A 17,757-nucleotide genomic window follows, 5' to 3' on the forward strand; every position below is an offset into this window, starting at 1 on the left:
ACCTAAAATATATATCATGAAAAATAACAATCAATGTACCTGTAATTGTGAGGGATGCAAAACAGGTGACTGCTCAAATTGCACATGCGAAAACTGTACCTGCAGCAATTGCAACTGTTAATTAAATCAACTTTTTAATATTTTGTCATTCTGAATAAAATGAAAATAACAACTATCATTTTACACAGAGTGACTTTTTTCGTAAATTTATATAATGACTACACAACAAGTTTGGACAAAATATGCTGATGATGTAAAACGCTTTATTTTAAGTAAAGTGAAGGATACTACTGTGACCGATGATCTCTTACAAGAAACCTTTGTAAAAGTTCATACCAAGCTTTATACTCTTAAAGATATTACCAAACTAAAACCGTGGATTTTCTCTATTGCTCGTAATACGATGATGGATTACTTTAAAAGCACCAATCAAACAGTTGATTTTGATATTTTTGAGGCGCAAACAGATGCAAAAGAGCATGAACATACCGAAAAAGATTGTCTTCGTGCAATCATACAAGATTTACCTAAAAAATATAGAGATCCTCTATTTTTATCAGACATTAAAGGTTTAAAACAACAAGAAGTTGCTGATACTTTGAAACAAAATTTACCTACTACAAAATCTCAAATTCAACGTGCTCGTAAATTAATTGCTCAAGGTTTTATGGATTGCTGCGGATTATCTCTTAATGAAGACGGAAAACTGGTGGGAGAAATTCAAGATAAAGAAGATTGTAAAGTTTGTAAGTAAATTACACCCCTAAATTTTAATCTAAAACTCCGTTTAAAAAACAGTACTATTCATCATAATTCCCCATGTTTATTTCAAAACATCACACTAAAAACCAACACCTTACAAAACAGTCAATTTGTTTAACTCTTGATTTTTTCATATATTAAGAGAAATCAAAAATTAAAATTATGACAGATCAAGAACAAAAAAGACTAGATACGATGAACGCCGTTTTGATAAAAATGGAAGACATTAAAAACACACAAAAAAGTTTAATCGAAAAAATCGGTGTGGTAGAAGTTCAATTATTTGACATCCAATCTAAAGATCTTGATAAGGAACTAGAAAAAGTTATGGTAAGAGCTTCTGATACCTTAACTATTATAAAACAAGCCTCTGAAGCTTTTGAAATGAAACGAAACCGTTTAGAAAACGAAGCATAAAAAAATCCGCTTTATAGCGGATTTTTCTTTTATCGTCTCTTCTTTTTAAAACCTTTGTTTATTCTTCTTGAAGGTTTATCACTCTTCTTATATGTTACCGTATCGTCAAACGTATTTTTGGCTTTTCCTGCCTTGTTTTTACGCCAAGAGGTGTCTTCTGGCAATAACTTCTTCAATAAATCGGTACGTCCAACCTTAGTTAAGGTGTTCTTAATCCAGTCTTTATTCTCCTTTTTATACCAAAAGAAAAACTTGTGTTGATCTTCCTTCTCCTTTCTAGTTTTCGGAGTTTTTACTTCTTTTAATGTATATGGATGATATCCACTATAATAAATTACCGTAGCAACCGTCATAGGCGTTGGCGTAAATCCTTGTACTTGCTCTAACTGGAAGCCCATATCTTTCGTTTCTGCCGCCAAATTTGCCATATCTTCCGCTTCACAAGCTGGGTGACTCGAAATAAAATACGGTATTAACTGAAGCTTTAATTTCTTTTTTACATTGATGCGGTCAAAACGTTCTTTAAATAAGTGAAAATATTTAAATGACGGTTTACGCATTAACTTTAATACAGGATCTGACGTATGCTCTGGTGCAACTTTTAATCGACCAGAAACGTGTTTAGTCATCACCTCTTCCGTATAAGCATCCAATTCTTTAGGATCTGCATTTTTATTGAATTCAGGAACTAACATATCATGTCGAATTCCACTTCCAATAAATGATTTTTTCACCTTCGGATGCGCATCAACTGCCTGATACAATTTTGTTAAAGGCTTATGTGAAGTATCTAGATTACTACAAATCACAGGTGAAATACATGATGGAGCAACACACTTATCACAAATCTCCTGAACCTTCCCTTTCATCTTGTACATATTTGCAGAAGGTCCTCCGATATCTGATAAGTAGCCTTTAAAATCATCCATCTGAGCAACTTGATCCACCTCTCTTAATATAGATTCTTGACTTCGACTAGCAATAAACTTCCCTTGATGTGCAGAAATAGTACAGAAACTGCATCCTCCAAAACATCCACGGTGAATATTGATAGAAAACTTAATCATTTCAAACGCAGGAATAGGTTCACGCTTGTTATATTTTGGATGCGGTAATCGTGTATAAGGTAAATCAAACGAAGCGTCAATCTCTTCTTCCGTCATGGTAGGGAATGGCGGATTGATCATCAACTTTTTATTGCCAACTTGTTGAAAAATACGACGTGCATATAATTTGTTCGACTCCTGCTCTATCACTTTAAAGTTAGATGCATAGGCTTTTTTATCCTTCAAACAAGTTTCATGTGAACTGATTTCTACATCATCCCAGTTCTTATTCTTCGGAACTTTTTCAGCTTCATCTAACAAAATAGCTGTTTGCTTAATGGTTTTTAAACTCGAAAACGGAACACCTTTTTGTAATAGTTCAACAATTTCTCGTAACGGTTGCTCTCCCATTCCGTATACCAACATATCGGCTTTAGAAGTTTCTAAAATCGTTGGTAATAATTTATCAGACCAATAATCGTAGTGTGTAACACGACGTAACGAAGCTTCAATTCCTCCAATCAATACAGGAACATCCGGAAACTTTTCTTTTAATATTTTAGAATATACTGAAGTTGCATAATCAGGTCTGAATCCTTTATCTCCATTAGGCGTATAAGCATCTTTATCACGACGACGTTTACTTGCCGTGTAATTACTAACCATCGGATCCATACAACCACCTGTTACCGCAAAAAATAACCTTGGTGTACCTAACTTCTCAAAATCTTGCAAATTATCATGTACACTTGGTTGTGGAACAATCGCCACACGCAAGCCGTAACTCTCTAAAATACGTCCAATTACTGCAGGTCCCAAATGATGGATGATCTACATATGCATCTCCACTGAATAGAATTACATCCAATTCATCCCATCCACGTAACTTAACCTCCTTATTTGTAGTAGGTAACCAATCTGAAACTCGTCTTATTCTCATGCCGTTGCAAAGGTACGTTAATTATCAATTACTTTTATATTTCATCTACAAACTCATCACAAGAAAATACCTATTATAGTTAATTCTATAAGGTCCTTTACACCTCACTTTTATCCTTTAACATTTAATTATGATTCATTAGAGAGCAATTTCACTAAATTTCGCTCTTTATCAATCAAATAACACACAATGACAAACAGATTACTCTCAACCTTATTAGTAGTCTTTTTCGCTTTTGGAATTTCTTTAAATACTGAAGCTCAAAGAAAAAAGAAAAAAGACACTAAAAAAGAGGCTCCTAAAAAAGCAGAACCTAAAAAAGGAGGTATTCAACCTTACGGAAAAGTAGTTACCAAAGAACACAAAACCGACGAAGGGTTATTCAAAGTACACTCAAAAGACACTAACTTTTTATTTGAAATTCCTGATTCGTTATTAAATCGTGAAATGTTAATGGTTACCAGAATCGCCAAAACCGCTAGCGGAATTGGATTTGGTGGTGGTAAACAAAACACACAAGTATTACGTTGGGTAAAAAACAAAAAACAAGTTTTATTAAAAGTCGTATCACACAATGTTGTTGCTGATACTATTTTACCTGTTCACGAAGCTGTTGTAAACTCTAATTTTGAGCCTATTTTATTTGCTTTCCCTATTAAAGCATTTAGTAAAGATTCTACAGCTACTGTAATTGATGCTAGTTCTCTTTTTGAAGGTGATGTACAAGCAATCGGTTTTCCTCAAAGAAGTAGAAAGCAGTACAAAATTTCTAAAATGGATAAGACTAGGTCTTACATCGATAGAATTAGCAGCTACCCTCAAAACATAGAAATTAGAAATGTTAAAACATATATTTCTGCAGCTCCTCCTTCAAATTCAAGTGTAGGTTCTGTTACTATGGAGTTAAGTAACTCTATGATTTTACTTCCTAAAACACCTATGAAAAGACGTTATTTTGATGAGCGTGTTGGATGGTTTACCAGTTCTCAAACTGACTACGGATTAGATGTTCAAAAAAGTAAATCAGTTACCTATTTAGACAGATGGCGTTTAGAAGTAAAGGATGAAGATCTTGAAAAGTTTAAAAGAGGTGAATTAGTAGAACCTAAAAAACAAATCGTTTATTACATCGATAGAGCTACTCCTCAAAAATGGCGTAAATACATCAAGCAAGGTATTGAAGATTGGCAAATTGCTTTTGAAGCTGCAGGATTTAAAAATGCCATCATCGCTAAAGATGCCCCAACGAAAGAAGAAGACCCTGATTGGAGCCCTGAAGACGTACGTTATTCTGTAGTTCGCTACTTAGCTTCTCCTATTCCTAACGCGAACGGACCTCACGTTAGTGATCCTCGTTCAGGAGAAATTTTAGAATCTGACATTAACTGGTATCATAATGTAATGACTTTATTACACAACTGGTTTTTTGTACAAACAGCAGCTATCAATCCAGATGCGAGAAGTACTCAATTTAAAGATGAAGTTATGGGACGTTTAATTCGTTTTGTTTCTTCTCACGAAGTTGGGCACACTATCGGATTACCTCACAACATGGGAAGTTCTGTTGCGTATCCTGTAGATTCTTTACGTTCTGCTGAATTCACTAAAAAGAACGGAACTGCTCCTTCTATCATGGATTATGCTCGTTTTAACTATATAGCACAACCAGAAGATAAGGGTGTTGCATTAATGCCTAATATTGGACCTTACGATAAATATGCTATCAACTGGGGATACAGACCAATCTTAGATAAATCAGCTGAAGATGAAAAAGCAATCTTAAATCAATGGATTAAAGAAAAAGCTGGAGACCCTGTGTATAGATTCGGACATCAACAAGTCCAAAACATTATTGATCCTAGTTCTCAAACTGAAGATTTAGGTGACGATGCCATGAAAGCAAGTGCTTATGGTATTAAAAACTTACAACGTATTTTACCTCGTTTAGAAGAGTGGACTACTGAAGATGGTGAAACTTACGAAGAGTTAAAAACTATGTACGGACAAGTAGTTGGACAGTTTAACAGATATATGGGACACGTAAGTTCAAATATTGGTGGTGTATATGAATACTTTAAAACTGCCGATCAAGACGGTGCTGTATATATTCACGTTCCAAAAGAGCATCAAAAAAGAGCGTTACAATTTGTAAATAACGAATTGTTTAAAACTCCTACTTGGTTAATTGATGAAAACATCATCAGTAAAACACAACACTCAGGAATTATTGAGCGTATTAGAGGTTTACAAGTACAAACCTTAAATAGGGTTTTAAAAACTGGAAGGTTAACTCGTATGATTGAGAATGAAACTTTAAACGGAACTAAAGCGTATTCTCTTATTGAAATGATGGGCGATTTACGTAAAGGTATTTGGAGCGAAGTATACGCTAACAAAACTATAGACCCTTACCGCAGAAACTTACAACGTGCGCATTTAGATCAATTAGACTTTTTATTAAATAAAGCGAAAGATCAAAAAGCACCAAGAAGTGATCGTGGTTACTTTAAACAAACCGCTGTTACGATTAATCAATCAGATATTAAACCTGTAGTTAGAGGAGAATTAAAACGTTTACAAAGAGATATTAAACGAAGTATTCCTTCTGCTCGTAACACGATAACTCGTTATCATTTACAAGATGCTGCTGATAGAATAGACAATATTCTAGAGCCTAACAAATAACATCTTCTTAATAACAGCAATCTACATCCTAGGTTGCTGTTATTTTTTATACTTTCATTCGCTACATAATCAACTACCTACGACAATGAAAAAAGCCTTAGCCTTATTATTACTTCTTGTTGTTTCCTTTTCAAGTTGCCAAAAAACAACAGTTAACAAAACAGAAACGACTGAAGACACCTACGTTAAAGATAATTACAACAAAAAAGAAGTAAAAATTACGATGAGAGATGGTGTTAAGCTACACGCTACCATTTACTCTCCAAAAGACACCAGTAAAACCTACCCTATTTTACTACAACGTACTCCGTATAGCTGTCAACCTTATGGAGAAGATGAATTCAGAAAAAAAATTGGGCCAAACCCAATTTTAATGAAAGAAGGAAACATTATTGTTTACCAAGATGTTCGCGGACGTTGGATGAGTGAAGGCGTGTATGACAACATGCGTGCTTACATTCCGAATAAAACAGAAAAACAAACCGATGAAACTAGTGATACTTATGATACTATTGATTGGTTAGTAAACAATGTGCCTAACAATAACGGAAATGTAGGTACTTGGGGAATTTCATACCCAGGACATTACGCTACTGTTTCTGCAATTGATGCGCACCCTGCTTTAAAAGCTGCTTCTCCGCAAGCGTGTATTGGTGATTTCTTTTTTGATGATTTTCACCATAACGGAGCTTTTTTATTAAGTTATTTTAGAGCGGTTTCTCTCTTCGGAACCTATAAAGATCAACCTACCGATTCTGCATGGTACTCATTCCCTGATATGAAAACTCAAGATCAATATCAGTTTTTCTTAGATAAAGGACCATTAAAAAACTTAAACGAATATTTTCAATACGATAAGTTAGACACTAAGGTTGCTGAAAACAAAGAACGTATTGATGATTTCTTTTGGAAGGAAATCGTAGAACACCCTAACTACGATTCTGTATGGCAAAGTAAAGGAATCATTCAACATTTAGATAAAGTACCTTCTACCGTAGCAACAATGATTGTAGGTGGTTGGTTTGATGCTGAAGACCTATACGGACCTTTAGAAACCTATAAAAACATTGAAAAAAATCAACCAAATAACTACAACACTGTTGTTTTTGGGCCTTGGGATCACGGCGGATGGTCTAGAAATAAAGTAGCTAACAAAGTTGGTAACTACTACTTTGGAGATTCTATTTCTTTAAAATTTCAAAAAGAAGTAGAAACAAAATTCTTTAATCACTTCTTAAAAGGAGATGGCACTAAAAATTCTGGTTTGCCAGAAGCTTATGTATTTGACACAGGTAAAAAAGCTTGGAAATCATACGATGTATGGCCTCCTGAAAATGCTCAAAAACAAACCTTTTTCTTATCTGATGACCAAGAATTAACAACAGAGCAAAAAGGAAACAATAAAATTAGTTTTATCAGTGATATTAAACGTCCTGTTCCTTATTCTGAAGATATTAAAACAGTATTTACCCCTCGTAAATATATGACAGACGATCAGCGTTTTGCTGCTCGCAGACCTGATGTATTGGTTTTTGAAACTGATGTATTAACCGAAGACTTTACGCTTGCTGGTGATATTTTAGCCAAACTACAAGTAGCAACTACGGGTTCAGCAGCCGATTGGATTGTGAAGGTTGTTGATGTGCATCCTGCTGATTTAAAAAACGACAATAAAGAAATGCAAACGCACTTAAAACTAAGCAACTACCATTTAATGGTACGTAGTGAAGTGATGCGTGGTCGCTTTAGAAATAGTTTTTCAAATCCAGAACCTTTTACACCAAATAAGAAAACAGCCGTAAATATTAAACTACAAGATGTTTTCCATACGTTTAAAAAAGGACATAAAGTGCAAATACAAGTACAAAGTACTTGGTTTCCTTTAATTGATTTGAATCCGCAAACCTATGTAGACAATATTTACAAGGCAGACGAAAAAGATTTTAAAACACAAACGCATTCGGTATTTACCGATTCTAGTATAGAATTTACTGTGTTAAAATAACAACAAACTTTTTTCTATTTAAAAACTCACAACACTTAAGTATTGTGAGTTTTTTTTATTTTAGAATTTATAACTCTAAATAACAATACGTACCTTTATCTTTAAGTAATAATGTATTTTATGAACTGGATTTATTTAATTATAGCTGGTATTTTTGAAATAGGATGGCCTTAGGCTTAAAGCTTTCTCAAAACGTTCAATATAAATTCTTAGGTATTTGTATTGCTATTATTTGTATGGCTACCAGTGGATATTTTTTATGGTTAGCTCAAAAAACAATTCCTATGGGAACAGCTTATGCTGTTTGGACAGGTATAGGCGCTGTAGGCACTTTACTTGTTGGTATTATATTTTTAGGAGACTCAGCCAACATTTGGCGTCTTATTTCTGCATCATTAATTGTATTTGGAATAGTAGGACTAAAACTAGCCAATTAAATTATTATTTTATTCTCAAAAAAAACTAACTGTGCCTAAAAAATATTTTTTCCTTCTTTTTTTAAACTTTCATTTTATAACATACGGACAAGAGAATTACCCTGTTCCTCCTAAAAACTCTAATAGCCTTTTTTACATACAACACAGCAATAATTTTAACACATATGTATACGATGTTAATCTTAAAAACTCTAAGTTAAACACCAAAAAGCCTATCAAAGAATACAGAATACTATATACCAAAAATGCTGAAGTTAAGCCTCTAACTCCAACACAAAAAAGGCTTGCTTATGGTATGGTATTGCTTAATGCAGATGATAATTCTTTTAAATTTAGACTAGCTGCTTCTTCAAAACTTGTTTTTAATTTAGAGAAAAAAAACAATCGTTACAAAATTTTTGTAAACCATAATACAACAAAAATATACCTAGACAGAATGTTCTTAAATATTAATGGAACTGGTTTAAATACTGAAATAAAATCGGTTATTCTTTACGGAAAAGACTACAATACCAATAAAAAAATTGAAATTAAAGTTGAAGACTTTTAAACGATAAAACAATCTTATATAAATCTAGACACAAAAATTGATCTTTGAGTTTAATTTAAAATACTAGGTGATAATCCCTCCTGTTAGAATTTTTTAACGCTACTACAAGAGAGGTGATTCACACCATCCATTCGGGTAGTATACAAATGTTGACTGATGTATAACTGGAACCTACCTCAAACGGTGATGGAAGCAAAACCTGACCCTGCCTATTCTACTTGGGGTGGTGGCTCTGGGGTCGTAGTGGTTTACGGAATAGCCAAACCTGCTCAAACTCCGCTTACAGGTTCAGTGAGTGGGTTTAAAATCTATAATACTAAATAAGCGTCTGTTTTAAGGACGCTTATTTAACTAACCCTATTAAATTAAACTCTTAGTACTCTTTTTATTTTTTATATTTGGATGAAAAAGGACTATTATACCTCCATATCGTTAGTATAAAAACACTAAAAGTACTTATATAAACAAGTTGTATGCAAGCTAAAAAAACGAATGCCAATTAATGGATTTGACCATAAAAGAAACCTATAATCGACCATTTATTTTTATTCCCAAAACAATTTTGTGGATAATCAAACAACGAGATTTAGAGAAAGATAATGATAATTTAATTGGAATAAATTCTTCTATCATTCTTAATTTAACATCGTTGATTGAATCGTTTAATAAAGAACTTATGATCAGTTGGATTAAGAACCATCTATCTAAATCTCAACCTGAACTAAAAAATGATGAAATGCCAAATTGGGATATAACAATGGGAGATTTCTTATTAGAACGATTAACAGACGAATTAATTCTCGAAATTGAATCTTCTGAATGGAACAAGCAACTAAAATTATTCACTAAAATAACAAACGACGAAATAAATCATATAATTGAGAAAGAAACACTTAACGGAATGAATCAATTATTTAAATATAGAAACATTCTAACACACGGCAACAAATTAAGTTTAATAGAATGGAATTATGATAACAAGGCGTCCGAAAGGTTAGAACCTAATAAGTTTGAAGGAATATTTACTTTCTTAAAACAACAAAACCTTGTTTCTGGCAAATTAAAAGACGTAAAATCAGATATTTTTGAATTGACCTTTTCAAATGAAGTGATTGACTATTTTATTTCCATCATAAATAAATATTTGGACGAAGTAAAAAAATCATTTGGAATATCCGTCGAAATCAACAAAACACTATTTGAACTGAAAATATAAAAAAGCCAGCATACAACAAAGGCTCCTATGAAAAGCACTAGTCTAGTTTTTCAAAGTTACTATATTTATTTTTAATTCTTACATAATAATAATTTTAGGGTGTTGAATTGTTGATAATTCCGAAGGATTATCAATACTTCAATACCTTATAACTTGCTCCGCATCCTATATGTGATCAACTCTATTGGTCGTCACCAGCATCTGTATGATTATAAGTTATAATAAGTCCAGCCACTTGCTATAAAAATGTGATCTTCGGGTTAATTTTGAAGTCACCCACGTTGTTTTGTGATATGGACTCTAAATACTTCTTTTCTGAGCTTTGTTATTGATTTATATACTATTCTATAACTCCTATCTCATAAGGAGTCTCTGTTTTGATAACGGCCAAAGTTCTACTAAGTAACTTACGAGCTATCTTTATGATTATCTTCTTAGTATCCTTACCATAATGCTTTCGGTAATAATGCTGCATCACTGGGTCTGTTCGAATCGCCTGCCATGAGGCTTCTATAAAATATGATCGCATTAATCGATGTGCTCGTGGCGTTATACCTATCGTTTTATAATTATCACCACTCTGATAAATACCTGGAGCTAACCCTACATAACCTGCCAAGTGTTTTATGCTATTAAACCTGCGTAAATCTCCTAATTCACTAATAATTCCACAAGCTACAATTCCACCAATACCCGGTATGCTTCTAAGCAAATAATAATCTTTCTTAAAATGCTTACGACAATAAGCTCTTAACTGATTACTAACTAAACGTAAATCTTCATCTACAAATCGAAAATAACGCATCCTACTCTCTAAGCTTGCTTTTGCTATTGCATATTCAAATATTATATCATCTAACCACCCCCGAAAACCATGACTCCAATGGTCATTATCGTACTGTTCTGGAACTTTTATTCCAAAGTAGAGCAACTGCATTTTTATGTAACTCTTGATACGTCTAAAATCCTTTACCAAATCATTACGCCTACGAAATAAACTACGCAAAGCTTCACGATGCTCATCGGGCACATAAATACTACTTAATCGACCATCTTTCAATTCTCTACTAATCAACTGTGCATCTATACGATCGGTCTTTGTAAAACGCTCTTTCCCCTTACGATGGATATCGGCAGGATTAACTACTAAAGAGCGCCAGCCATAACTCTCAAAACAACGATGGGCATAATAGCCACAACATCCTGCCTCATAAGCTGTACTTACATCATATCCCGAAAAATGTCTATCAACATAAGCTTTCAATTGCAAAGGGTCTGGTGGCATACTAAAACTTTTGCCAGAAAATAGATCTGTTGAACAATGAACTTTCCAGCTGCGCTTGTGTATGTCAATTCCTATATATAATTTAGTGTCGGCAGTAATTTGAGTATTCATATCTTTATGTTTTTGTGAACTTTAAAGATACTCGTCTTACTGCTTTTTCATGGATGCTATAAGCAATGGCTACTACTCGCCTACTTCTAAAACCTTACACTTTATCAATACAGTACTATTTCACAACCACTTCAAAAATTCCTCTCTAGGAATTTCTCTCGCACCTAAACTTGCCAAATGGTCGTTATATACTTGACAATCGATAAGTCTATAACCTCCTTTTTGTGCTAAATGGATAAATGCAACTTTGCTCATATTACTTACTCTGCTAAACATACTCTCGCCACAAAACACCCCGTTTCCTAAATCTACTCCGTACAAACCTGCAACTAATTTATCGTCCATCCATACCTCAATAGATTTTGCATAACCTTTATCGTGCAAATTGATGTAAGCATCTTCCATGTCATCGGTAATCCAAGTTCCTAATTGATCAAAACGATTGATGTGTCGGCAATTAAAAATAACATCGTCAAAAGCTTTGTTTTCTGTTATCGTAAAACCACCTTTTCGCAATACCTGTTTCATCGATTTGGAAATCTTTACCTCTTCAGGAAATAATACCATACGCTCCCAAGGAGAATACCAAACAATTGGTTCACCTTCGTTAAACCACGGAAAAATTCCATGTTGGTAGGCATACACCAATCGTTCAACCGATAAATCACCGCCCAAAGCCAGTAAACCATCTTCGGTGGCCAATTCATAAGGCGGAAATTCTATTTTTTCAGAAAGCCAAATCATTATTTTAGATAGTTAGATTATTGGATTATTAGAATAGTAATAACCCCAACAAATATATGGTACTTCCTACTACCATTGCAATAAGCGTATATGGTAAAATTTCTTTTGCCTTTAATTTGGTGATTCCTAATAAAGGTAATGCCCAAAAAGGCTGTAACATATTGGTTATTTGATCTCCATAAGCCAATGCCATAATTGCTTTAGGTAACGGAACACCTAATTGTAAAGCACTTTCTACCACAATAGGTCCTTGTACTACCCACTGTCCTCCTCCACTCGGTACAAAAATGTTTACCAAACCTGCACTAAAAAAAGTAAATATTGGTAAGGTGGTTGCGGTTGAAATCGACACGAAAAAATCAGAAATTAAAGTAACCATACCGGTACTTTTCATCACCCCCATAATACCAAAATACAATGGAAACTGAATTAAAATTCCAGATACATCACTAATCGATTCTCCCACAGCATTGGTAAACTTTTTAAAACTTCCGTGAAGGATAATTCCCAACCCTAACATAAAAAAGTTTATGAGATTCGGTGTAATTTTTAACTGTTGAATATCTGCCCAATAACGGTAGCTAAACGCTACTAAAATCAACACACCAAAAACAATTGCTAACCATTTAGAACTATCTAGCTTTTCTGCTTGGGTACTAACCTTTTCATCAGTATGCATTTGATATTCTGGTAGATTAATCGCTGTAGAATTGGCTTTTTTCCCTAAAAAATAAAAGGTTGCCGATACCGTCGCTACTACCACGAAAAAAATCAGCAAATTCCACCAACTAAAAATGGTTTGAGAATAATCAATCACATTAGGTATTTGAGCTAAAACTTCTTCCGAAGAAACCGATTGCATGATACTTTTTATATGTCCGCTCTCATTAATTTTTATAGGTGCAGAACCTGAAATTCCACCGTGCCAAACCATCAATCCCATATAACCCGCCGCTCCAATAATCGGATAATTTAGTTTTATATTATTTTTTTGCGCATGTTCTGCTACTTTACGCGCTAACAACGCACCAAAAATGAGTCCTAATCCCCAATTAAAGAAAGCCACCAACATCGTTGTACAACTTACAATGGCCGCACTATTTGCGGTATTAGTACAATATTTAGTAACTTTTAAAATTAAATTACTTACAGGTTTACTCAACACCAATACATGTCCTAACACCAAAATCAACATCATTTGATAGGCAAAAACGAGTAATCCGTTAGACCAAATTCCGTTTTCCCAAAATTGTAACACCTCTAAAGAATAATTAATTACTGAAGTTTCTTCTGGTTTGGTAAAAAACAGCGCTAATAAAAGTGTTACGAACGTTAATAAAATAGCGATGGTAAAAGGTGAGGGTAAATTTTTTTTGAAAATATTTTCTATAACCTGCGTAATCTTCATTGTTTAAAGTTTGATTTGCTAAAAATAATCAAATAGAATAAATAGTTTTTTACCTAGTTTTGCAATATGGTAAAAGAACTTCAATTACGTGTTAATCTAGTAGAAGAACGTAAAGACAATATATTACAGTTAAAAGCTGCTAAAAAACTAGGTATTAGTACTGCTGATATTAATAGTGTAAAAGTGTTACGTAAATCGATTGATGCACGTAAAAAAGAGGTTGTTTTTAACTACAAAGTAGCGGTTTATATAAACGAACCTCAACCTGATACGCCTGATTATGTTTTTGAATATCAAGATGTATCAAATGCGAAAGAAATTCATATTGTAGGTTTTGGCCTGCGGGAATGTATGCAGCGCTTCGTTGTATTGAGTTAGGATACAAACCTATTGTGTTAGAGCGTGGTAAAAATGTACAAGATCGTCGTAGAGATTTACGTGCTATTAACCAATTTCATGAAGTAAACCCAGATTCTAACTATTGTTTTGGTGAAGGTGGAGCAGGAACCTATTCTGACGGAAAGTTATATACCCGTAGTTTAAAACGTGGTGATGTTCGTAAAATATTTGAAAACCTAGTATATCATGGTGCTACTGATCAAATTTTGGTAGATGCGCATCCGCATATAGGAACGAATAAACTTCCGAAAATCATTCAAAATATTCGTGAAACGATTTTAAAACACGGTGGCGAAATTCATTTTGAAACCCGTGTGACCGATTTTATCGTTAAAAACAACAAACTACAAGCTATACAGTTACAAAACGGGACTGAAATGGCTATAAATGCTGTTGTTTTGGCTACTGGGCATTCGGCAAGAGATATATACGAACTATTGCATAAAAAAGACATTTTGCTAAAAGCCAAGTCTTTTGCTATGGGAGTTCGTGTAGAGCATCCGCAAGAAATTATTGATCAAATTCAGTATAGTTGTTCGGGTCAACGTGATGAGTTATTACCCGCTGCTGCGTATAGCTTAGTACACCAAGTTGGAAACCGTGGAGTGTATTCATTCTGTATGTGTCCTGGTGGATTCATTGTTCCTGCTGCAACTGCCAATGGAGAAGTGGTGGTAAACGGAATGTCGCCTTCGCGCCGTAATAACAAGTTTGCCAACTCGGGTATTGTTGTTGAAATTAATGTAGACAAAGACTTACCTAAGTATGAAAAATACGGGGTCTTAAAAGGCTTACAATATCAAAAAGATTTAGAAAAAATGGCATTCAATGCTGGCGGGAGAAGTCAAGTTGCCCCAGCACAACGTTTAACTGATTTTGTTGAAGGTAGATTATCTTCTTCTTTAAATGATTGCTCGTACCAACCTGGATTGAATTCTTCTCCGCTGCATTCCTTACTTCCAAAGTTAATTGGAAGTAGATTACGCAAAGGTTTTGCGGCTTTCGGACAAAAAATGCACGGGTATTATACTGCGGAAGCAAACATTGTTGGGGTAGAATCTAGAACCTCATCTCCTGTTAATATTCCACGAAAAGAAAACTTAGAACATCCACAAATTGAAGGTTTGTTCCCTTGTGGTGAAGGTGGTGGTTATGCTGGAGGAATTATTTCGGCTGCTATGGACGGTGAGCGCTGTGCAGAAGCTGCCATTGCAAACCTGTAAATTAACAAATATTTGTTGGCGTAATTTCTAATTACCTCGTACTTTTGCAGTTCCTTATAAGATAGGCTTTTTAGCAATGAGTAAAGAAAACCAAGAAAATAAACCAAAAGAAGAGTTACATTATAAGCGAACTCGCTTTTTCTTCTCTATGGAGGGAGGTTTTTCTTCCGTAGGTAAAAAAAACAAAAAGAATCTCTCAGAAAAAAACAAGAATAAAAAAAGAATAGACAAGCCGCATTATAAACGTTTACACAACTATTATAATCGCACTGGATTTTACATGTTTATTTGGGTAAGCTTAAAAAAAGCTTTTTGGCCAATTGTAGGGGTAGTTATTGGTTTATTATTATTTAATAAATACGTTTACAACATCAATGATGGTTTACAAACCATGACCGAAACCTTTTCTAGAACAGGAGTATTAATTACTTTTTTTATATCTGAAACGATTTTAGGATTAATTCCGCCAGAAATTTTCATCGCTTGGTCTAAAAAAACAGAAGATCCTATTGTAAATATTTCTTTGTTAGCAACCCTTTCTTATTTAGGAGGTTTATGCGCTTATTTTATAGGAAGAACCTCTTTAAAAATTGATTCTGTAAGAAATTACTTAGAAGTTAAAATGGCTAAAAACCTTAAAAACACAAGTAAGTGGGGAGGTTTTTTAATTTTAGTAGGAGCGTTATTACCACTTCCTTTTGCTATTAGCTGTTTAACTGCTGGTATGATTAAATATCCATTTAAAAATGTAGTTTTTGTTGGCTTATTTCGTTTTGCACGTTTTGCCATTTATGCTTGGGCTATATTTTCTGTAGTAAACTAATATAATATGGCACTCAACAACAACGACATTTTTAAAAAGCTACGAGTAGCGCACAAATTAAGAGACACTGATATTATTGATATCTGTGCTTTGGTTGATTTTAAAGTTTCTAAATCGGAAATCAACGCTATTTTTAGAAAAGAAGATCACCCAAAGTATATGGAATGTGGCGATCAGTTTTTACGAAATTTTTTAAACGGGCTTATTATTCACCTACGAGGTCCAATGCCTGAAAAGAAATAATAAAAAAAACCTTCTGAACTCAATCAGAAGGTTTTTATTTTCCCCTTAAATTCCTCACTCAATATCTTTTCATTGAATGATTATGTTACAAATATACAGTTGTCTTTTGACTGGGTAAAAGGCATATCCGTAAATAAAAGTGTAATTTTCCGCAAAACAAAAAAGAGCGCAATTTGCGCTCTTTTTATTTGTATTCTTTTTTCTAAGTTTTCTTAGAAAGGTAAATCGTCTGGTTCGTTAGCAGATAAATCTGGAGCTGGCTCGAATTGATCTGCTGGTGGAATGTTTTGAGGTGCAGCTTGTGCTAAGTTTTCAATTCTCCAACCTTGTACAGAGTTAAAGTACTTTGCTTCACCTTGAGGGTTAATCCACTCTCTTCCTCTTAAATTAATAGAAACCTTAACATCTTGTCCTACTTGATAATTGTTTAATAAATCACATTTATCTTGAACAAATTCAATTAAAATCATTTGAGGATATTGCTCATCGGTAGTAACTACCATTTCACGCTTTCTAAATCCGTTAGATCCAAATGTTTGTGTCTCGTTAATTAATTTGATTTTCCCTATTACTTCCATTTCTTATCTATTTAATTAAAAGTACCTTCCAAGCACTTTCTACATCATTATTTTGTAAATACTCTTGTGCAAAAGTATGTTTTTTTTCAGTTGAAATACCCACAAACTGTGTATGTTCTTTAGCAAAGTTATTAACATCTTCATCACTAGGTAGCTGTTCTACATTACCCAACATTCCTAGATTATTACCTGTTAATACATTACTATTTCTTATTTCTTCAGGAATTTGATCTACTCCAATTCCTAATGTTGTTAAAGGCTTCGGAATTTCAAAAAAGCCATCTCTAGCTCTACTGTAATAACTTCCTCCAGCTCTTGCTACTAAATCTATTTTATACTGATCTATACTTCCATCTTCTGCTAAGACATCTTCATTTATATGAAGTTTTACCACTTCACACACAATTAAATTTCCTGCTCCGCCTTCTTCTCCTGTATAGATTATATCTTTTACTTTACATTCAAATTGTACTGGTGATTCAGCTACTCTAAATGGCTTTACTTCATCTGAAGGTAACATTGTAAATCCTGCTTTTACAAACTCATTTACTCCCTTTGGATACATCGTACTACTTAACGACATTTGTTGTACAATATCGTAATTTACGATATTAATAACAACTTCTTTAGTAGCTTCAGCATTATCCAATGTATGCTTGGTTGTATTATCTCGTACACTTCGTGCTGGAGAAAAAATCATAATCGGTGGGTTTGCACCAAACACATTAAAAAAACTAAAGGGTGATAAATTAGGGTTTCCTTCTTCATCAATGGTACTTGCAAAAGCAATAGGTCTCGGAGCCACGGCTCCTAATAAATATCCATGGAGTTTTGAAGTTGGTATATCTTTAGGGTTTATTGATAACATTCTCTATTATTTTAGTG

Annotated in this window: 15 protein-coding genes and 2 pseudogenes; 11 read left to right on the forward strand and 6 right to left on the reverse strand. The window is 33.8% G+C overall.

Features of this window, described 5'->3' with window-relative positions; genetic code table 11:
- The first annotated feature begins 214 nt into the window (after positions 1 to 214).
- Positions 215 to 754, forward strand: a complete 540-nt coding sequence (locus AC3VI6_RS02680) for a sigma-70 family RNA polymerase sigma factor (RefSeq protein WP_497705075.1) — start codon at positions 215 to 217, stop codon at positions 752 to 754.
- A gap of 170 nt (positions 755 to 924) precedes the next feature.
- Positions 925 to 1,179, forward strand: coding sequence for a hypothetical protein (locus tag AC3VI6_RS02685; protein ID WP_274634808.1), 255 nt, complete (start codon positions 925 to 927; stop codon positions 1,177 to 1,179).
- Positions 1,180 to 1,208: 29 nt separating this feature from the next.
- Here AC3VI6_RS02685 and AC3VI6_RS02690 read toward each other — a convergent pair.
- A pseudogene (locus AC3VI6_RS02690) lies at positions 1,209 to 3,165 on the reverse strand (YgiQ family radical SAM protein).
- Positions 3,166 to 3,354: 189 nt separating this feature from the next.
- On the opposite strand from AC3VI6_RS02690, the gene AC3VI6_RS02695 reads away from it, so the two are divergent.
- From AC3VI6_RS02695 to AC3VI6_RS02720, 6 genes are all read left to right on the forward strand, one after another.
- Positions 3,355 to 5,850, forward strand: a complete 2,496-nt coding sequence (locus AC3VI6_RS02695; RefSeq protein WP_497705076.1) for a zinc-dependent metalloprotease — start codon at positions 3,355 to 3,357, stop codon at positions 5,848 to 5,850.
- An 85-nt stretch (positions 5,851 to 5,935) separates the two neighbouring features.
- Complete coding sequence (locus AC3VI6_RS02700) at positions 5,936 to 7,855, forward strand: CocE/NonD family hydrolase (RefSeq protein ID WP_497705077.1); 1,920 nt, start codon at positions 5,936 to 5,938, stop codon at positions 7,853 to 7,855.
- 164 nt (positions 7,856 to 8,019) lie between these two features.
- Entirely contained in the window at positions 8,020 to 8,292 is a 273-nt protein-coding gene (locus AC3VI6_RS02705) for a DMT family transporter (protein WP_298998760.1), read from the forward strand.
- Between the two features lie 31 nt (positions 8,293 to 8,323).
- Positions 8,324 to 8,842, forward strand: a complete 519-nt coding sequence (locus tag AC3VI6_RS02710) for a DUF4833 domain-containing protein (protein WP_497705078.1) — start codon at positions 8,324 to 8,326, stop codon at positions 8,840 to 8,842.
- 156 nt (positions 8,843 to 8,998) lie between these two features.
- Positions 8,999 to 9,166, forward strand: coding sequence for a hypothetical protein (locus AC3VI6_RS02715; RefSeq protein ID WP_497705079.1), 168 nt, complete (start codon positions 8,999 to 9,001; stop codon positions 9,164 to 9,166).
- Positions 9,167 to 9,344: 178 nt separating this feature from the next.
- The gene (locus tag AC3VI6_RS02720) at positions 9,345 to 10,058 is read left to right on the forward strand and encodes an alkaline phosphatase family protein (protein ID WP_497705080.1); all 714 of its coding nucleotides are present in this window, start codon (positions 9,345 to 9,347) and stop codon (positions 10,056 to 10,058) included.
- A gap of 340 nt (positions 10,059 to 10,398) precedes the next feature.
- Here the strand turns inward: AC3VI6_RS02720 and AC3VI6_RS02725 are convergent, their stop codons facing one another.
- The 3 genes from AC3VI6_RS02725 to AC3VI6_RS02735 all read right to left on the reverse strand — a co-directional run bounded on the left by AC3VI6_RS02725 (position 10,399) and on the right by AC3VI6_RS02735 (position 13,606).
- On the reverse strand, positions 10,399 to 11,454 hold the full coding sequence (locus AC3VI6_RS02725) for an IS110 family RNA-guided transposase (protein ID WP_497704953.1): 1,056 nt from the start codon (positions 11,452 to 11,454) through the stop codon (positions 10,399 to 10,401).
- Positions 11,455 to 11,574: 120 nt separating this feature from the next.
- Positions 11,575 to 12,198 carry a leucyl/phenylalanyl-tRNA--protein transferase gene (gene aat / locus AC3VI6_RS02730; RefSeq protein WP_497705081.1) on the reverse strand — a complete coding sequence of 208 codons (624 nt, stop codon included), beginning with the start codon at positions 12,196 to 12,198 and terminating at the stop codon, positions 11,575 to 11,577.
- A 28-nt stretch (positions 12,199 to 12,226) separates the two neighbouring features.
- Complete coding sequence (locus tag AC3VI6_RS02735) at positions 12,227 to 13,606, reverse strand: short-chain fatty acid transporter (protein ID WP_497705082.1); 1,380 nt, start codon at positions 13,604 to 13,606, stop codon at positions 12,227 to 12,229.
- Positions 13,607 to 13,672: 66 nt separating this feature from the next.
- Between AC3VI6_RS02735 and AC3VI6_RS02740 the strand changes: the two are divergent.
- The 3 genes and pseudogenes from AC3VI6_RS02740 to AC3VI6_RS02750 all read left to right on the forward strand — a co-directional run bounded on the left by AC3VI6_RS02740 (position 13,673) and on the right by AC3VI6_RS02750 (position 16,294).
- Positions 13,673 to 15,228: pseudogene (locus tag AC3VI6_RS02740) on the forward strand (NAD(P)/FAD-dependent oxidoreductase).
- 76 nt (positions 15,229 to 15,304) lie between these two features.
- The gene (locus tag AC3VI6_RS02745; RefSeq protein ID WP_497705083.1) at positions 15,305 to 16,051 is read left to right on the forward strand and encodes a YqaA family protein; all 747 of its coding nucleotides are present in this window, start codon (positions 15,305 to 15,307) and stop codon (positions 16,049 to 16,051) included.
- 6 nt (positions 16,052 to 16,057) lie between these two features.
- Positions 16,058 to 16,294 carry a DUF1456 family protein gene (locus AC3VI6_RS02750; protein WP_274634676.1) on the forward strand — a complete coding sequence of 79 codons (237 nt, stop codon included), beginning with the start codon at positions 16,058 to 16,060 and terminating at the stop codon, positions 16,292 to 16,294.
- Between the two features lie 212 nt (positions 16,295 to 16,506).
- On the opposite strand, the gene AC3VI6_RS02755 is transcribed toward AC3VI6_RS02750, so the two are convergent.
- Together AC3VI6_RS02755 and AC3VI6_RS02760 are read right to left on the reverse strand one after the other, a co-directional pair.
- The gene (locus AC3VI6_RS02755; RefSeq protein WP_274634675.1) at positions 16,507 to 16,872 is read right to left on the reverse strand and encodes a DUF3127 domain-containing protein; all 366 of its coding nucleotides are present in this window, start codon (positions 16,870 to 16,872) and stop codon (positions 16,507 to 16,509) included.
- 7 nt (positions 16,873 to 16,879) lie between these two features.
- Positions 16,880 to 17,740 (reverse strand): flavin reductase family protein, encoded by an 861-nt coding sequence (locus AC3VI6_RS02760; protein WP_497705084.1) that lies wholly within the window; start codon positions 17,738 to 17,740, stop codon positions 16,880 to 16,882.
- Between the last annotated feature and the right edge of the window lie 17 nt (positions 17,741 to 17,757).

This window comes from Tenacibaculum sp. TB-56, assembly GCF_059716275.2.